Source organism: Microcoleus sp. LEGE 07076, assembly GCF_015207455.1.
In the GTDB taxonomy this organism is placed as follows: Bacteria; Cyanobacteriota; Cyanobacteriia; order Cyanobacteriales; family Microcoleaceae; genus Microcoleus.
This window is the reverse complement of record NZ_JADEWV010000341.1, coordinates 1-4,300: the sequence shown is the minus strand read 5'-3', so window position 1 is coordinate 4,300 and position 4,300 is coordinate 1. Positions and strand designations below refer to the sequence as shown.

At 50.6% G+C, this 4,300-nt stretch carries 4 protein-coding genes, 1 pseudogene and 1 riboswitch; of the genes and pseudogenes, 1 reads left to right on the top strand and 4 read right to left on the bottom strand.

Going from position 1 to position 4,300, the window contains the following annotated elements; genetic code table 11:
- The 4 genes and pseudogenes from IQ270_RS28650 to cobG all read right to left on the bottom strand — a co-directional run.
- Positions 1 to 172 (bottom strand): annotated as a pseudogene (locus IQ270_RS28650) (photosystem II q(b) protein); the annotation flags it as partial.
- A gap of 228 nt (positions 173 to 400) precedes the next feature.
- A complete protein-coding gene (locus IQ270_RS28645; RefSeq protein WP_193976512.1) occupies positions 401 to 1,111 on the bottom strand; it encodes a precorrin-2 C(20)-methyltransferase in 711 nt (236 codons plus the stop codon).
- Positions 1,108 to 1,737, bottom strand: a complete 630-nt coding sequence (locus IQ270_RS28640) for a precorrin-8X methylmutase (RefSeq protein ID WP_193976511.1) — start codon at positions 1,735 to 1,737, stop codon at positions 1,108 to 1,110. Before IQ270_RS28640 ends, IQ270_RS28645 begins: the two co-directional genes overlap by 4 nt.
- 101 nt (positions 1,738 to 1,838) lie before the next feature.
- The gene (gene cobG / locus IQ270_RS28635; RefSeq protein ID WP_193976510.1) at positions 1,839 to 3,293 is read right to left on the bottom strand and encodes a precorrin-3B synthase; all 1,455 of its coding nucleotides are present in this window, start codon (positions 3,291 to 3,293) and stop codon (positions 1,839 to 1,841) included.
- Between the two features lie 29 nt (positions 3,294 to 3,322).
- A riboswitch (cobalamin riboswitch) is annotated at positions 3,323 to 3,441 on the bottom strand.
- Between the two features lie 35 nt (positions 3,442 to 3,476).
- Between cobG and cbiE the strand changes: the two genes are divergently transcribed.
- The coding region (gene cbiE, locus IQ270_RS28630; RefSeq protein ID WP_193976509.1) for a precorrin-6y C5,15-methyltransferase (decarboxylating) subunit CbiE at positions 3,477 to 4,300 on the top strand (824 nt) is incomplete at its 3' end.

Below are 4,300 nucleotides of genomic sequence, written 5' to 3'. Positions count from 1 at the left end.
CTGGAGGTGCTGCGATGAAGGCGATGATGTAGCAGATTGTGGCACTCAGTAGTGTGGGAATCATCAGGACTCCGAACCAGCCTACATAGAGGCGGTTGTCTGTGCTGGTGACCCAGTTACAAAACTGATCCCACAGGTTGGCGCTTTCGCGCTGCTGTAATGTGGTTGTCATTTGTTTATGATTGCGTTATTTGGTTTTCAATGTTCGTGACGGCTTTGTGTTCCGCCATGTAAATAAATATAAAGCATATTCTCAGGTTTGTAAAGGGCTGTAACTACAGATTAAGTAATCAGAAACATAAGCTTGAATTATCTATTTGAAAAAAACTGGATAAATGGGCAAGAATGCACAAAAAAGTAGGGAAAGCCTGGAAGCTTGTCGCCTTCAGGCATGGAAATATTAAGATACAGATTTTTGCTGGCTGGGTATCATCACTAGCGCCCAGTAGGGAACTTGGGCCGGATCGACATCTGCGATCGCCTTAATTCGCTGATTTGGCATAGTTGCCCGTTCTATATATAGTGCGCGATCGAACTGTCCCAACTCAACGAGCACATCCCGGACTTTGGCAAAGTGCCTCCCCAGCTTAATAATCACAGCAGCATCAACCACCGCCAGCCGATCGCGCAAAACATCCGCATCCAGCGTTGCAGGCATAATACTCAAAACATCGTTGCGGTAAGTCAGCGGCACTCCCAGCGCACTCGCACTAGCCATTGTCGAAGAAATTCCCGGCACAACTTCAGTGGTAAATTTGGCCGACAACCGATTGAACAAATACATAAACGTGCCGTAGAGAAAAGGTTCGCCCTCGCACAAAACCGCCACATCCCGCCCTTCGCTGAGGTGGGCTGCAATTTTCTCGGCAGCAATATCGTAATAAGGTTGAGACGATCGCGTCGGACTAAAAGGCAGCGGCATGGGAATCTCAATTTGTTCTGGACGCAGATAATCCGCGACGATCGCCCGCGCCAGCACCTTACCATTTTCCATCGCCGGATAAGCAATGACCGGCACCGATTGCAAAATCCGATAAGCTTTCAAAGTTATCAATTCCGGATCGCCAGGGCCGATGCCCAATCCGTACAACTTACCAGCAGTTTCAGTCATAATTCGTCCTCTTTAGCTAAAGCATTCACGGCCGCCGTTGCCATTGCACTGCCACCGCGCCGCCCCTGCAACACGATAAATGGCACTCCCCGACTGTTGGCTGCGAGTTCGGCTTTAGATTCGGCCGCCCCCACAAATCCTACCGGGAAACCGAGAATCAAGGCTGGTTTGGGGGCTCCGGCATCCAGCATTTCCAGCAGTCGGAACAAAGCAGTCGGGGCATTGCCGATCGCCACCACCGCACCTTCCAAATCATTTAGCCACAAATCAAGGGCTGCTGCCGATCGAGTATTGCCAATTTTCCGCGCCAACTCCGGGATTTCGGGATGCCAGAGAGTGCAAATTACTGGGTTGTCAGCGGGGAGGCGCTTGCGGGTGATGCCTTCGGCTACCATCCGGGAATCGCACAGGATGGGCGCGCCCCCTGCGAGGGCGGTGCGCCCAGCAGTGGCTGCACCGGCGGAAGCTGCTAAGTCTGCGACAATATCTGTCATGCCGCAACTGTGAATGAGGCGCACTGCGACGGATTCTAAGTCGGGCTGCAAGTTTGATAAGTCTGCTTCGGCGCGAATTGTGGCGAAGGATTTGGTATAAATTTCTGTTCCGTCTTTAATATAGTCAAGCATTATTTAAAACTGGATCTTTTTTGAATGAACCGCGAAGGCGCTTTAGGCTTTCGCCGCGCTAGGGCGCTAGGGCGCGAAGGAAGAAAGAGGAAGAAAGAGGTTCACTTGTGATTTTGTTTTTTGGGGTTAAGCAATTGCTGCAATTGGTCGATCGCACTTCGATCTACAAATTCGCCCAATGATTCGTGGGGCGATCGCCATCGCTGATATATTTGCAGCAATTTGTTTGTAAAACTTGCAATCTCTGCAACTCTCACGCCCGGGAATATTTTCCGCCCAAAAGGCGAGTCTGTTGTACCTGCGTAAATGTCGTAACCTGCGATCGTTTGGTTTTGTTGTTTGATCTGAATTCCCACTAACGTTAGATCAATGGGAGAATGTTGGGCGCAGGATTTTTCGCAACCGCTGAAATGAATGTTAATTGGGCGATCGATGGTCAATTTTTGTGCTAAATCCTTGACCATTGCTAGGGCGTGGCTTTGGGTATCTGTCATCGCCGATGCACAACCGCTGCTACCGGCGCAAGCAACTAAGCAGGAATCCAGGTGAGTTGCGGATGAGTGCAATCCCAAATCGGCTACTTGCTGTTTGACTTCAAAAAGTTGGGTGTTGGGGATATCGGAAATCAGTAGATTTTGCCACGGCGTCAGTCTCAGGGTGCTGCTAGCCCAATTTTGGGCTAATTTCGCCAAATTTCGCAATTGCTGCGATTCTAGCCTACCGAGGGGCACTGCAATGCCGAGGTAGGAAAAACCGGACTTTTGCTGGGGGTGGATGCCGAGATGGCCGTAAAGTTCGATCGCCCGATTGGGAAGTTCGATCGAGCTTTTTTGCCATGCAAAGGGCAATTGCTTCTCCACTCGTTTGAGATAATTTTCTACGCCCCAATCTCCCAACAACTGGCGCAATCGTGGTTTTTTTCCTTCTATTCGTGGTCGGTATTTTGTGTATTCCAGATACGCATTTGCGAGGGCTGCCAATACAGAAATACATTGCGATACTTTAACTGTAATTCCTGTATTTGTGCCGTTCAAAAACAGCCTACAAATAGGTGATGATTTTGGCTTGACCTCGGTTGCTGCCAATAAAATATCGTTGCGAAAATCGCGGATAGAAACAGATTCTCCGCCGTCAAAGCCAATGCTGAATTTAGCGGAAAGTTCCGATAACTCAGGATGGGTTTGCAGATAATTATCCCAAGCTGCAACTAGCGGGCGAGTATCGAGTAACTGTTGGCGATCGATTCCCGCTGTCGGACTTGCCATTATATTGCGAATTGAGTCAACTTCAACGCGGCGAGACGCTAATCCCAATTCCTGTAAATCTTGCCAAACTTCTGCGGCAATTTCTGAGTGCAATTCTCGGATTTGCAAATTTGCCCGATTTGTGATTTGCAAACAGCCGGTACTGTAGCGATCGACTAAATTGGCGATCGACCTACACTGCGGTACAGTTAAAATTCCCCCCGGAATTCGCATCCTCGATAATATTCCATCTCTGGCTCTGGAACCGCAAAATAAGCCCGGACAAGCTGGTAATTCACTTAAACTTAACAAACTATCTCCTCCCCGTGCGACGCAGGGAATGTAAAGTAAAATCCTGAAATCGGCATTCTGGCTTTCACAGTTGCGGCACAGCGCCGGAATTACACCGAACTTTCCCGCTTTCAGGTTTAAGAAAGGTATCACAATTTTGCCCCTCAAAACCAAAACCCTCAATACTATGCTGGAAATAGATTCATGCTGGCAAAAATTGCAGGAGTAGGGCTGATGGTAGACAAATGGCTTTCGGTGGTGGGGATTGGGGAAGACGGACTTTCGGGATTGAGTCCGATCGCCCTTTCTTTACTTGCTCGCGCCCAAGTCGTTGTCGGCGGTGCCCGTCACCTAGCCATGCTACCCACCGACGACACCAGGGAAAAATTGCTCTGGGCTTCACCTTTACAAGCCACAGTCGATGAGATTATCCGTCGCCAGGGTGAGTCGATTTGCGTGCTAGCTAGTGGCGATCCCATGTGTCACGGAATTGGTGTCACCCTGTCGCGCCGGATTTCGATCGCCGAAATGATGATAATTCCCGCTGCATCGGCTTTTAGCTTGATGTGCGCGCGTCTGGGCTGGGCTTTGGCGGAGGTTGAGACTTTCAGTTTGACAAACCGCCCGATCGCCTCGATCGCCCTTTCTCTATATCCGGGGGCGCGGTTGTTGGTGTTGAGTGCCGATCGACATACGCCGGGAAAGGTTGCCGAATTGTTGACACAGCGGGGGTTTGGCAGCAGTTTGATGACTGTGTTCGAGCGGATGGGAGGGGAGGCGGAACGGCGGAGCGAGGGGGTTGCAGCAGCTTGGAATGCGGCGGATTTAGCCGATTTGAATGCGATCGCCATTGCAGTTGCAGCCGATCGCGAAACTCTGGTCATTCCCCGCACCTCCGGCTTACCGGATACAGCCTATCGCCACGACGGACAGTTGACGAAACGGGAGGTTAGAGCCGTTACGCTGTCGGCGTTAGCGCCGATTCCGGGGGAGTTGCTGTGGGATGTGGGGGCGGGCTGCGGTTCGAT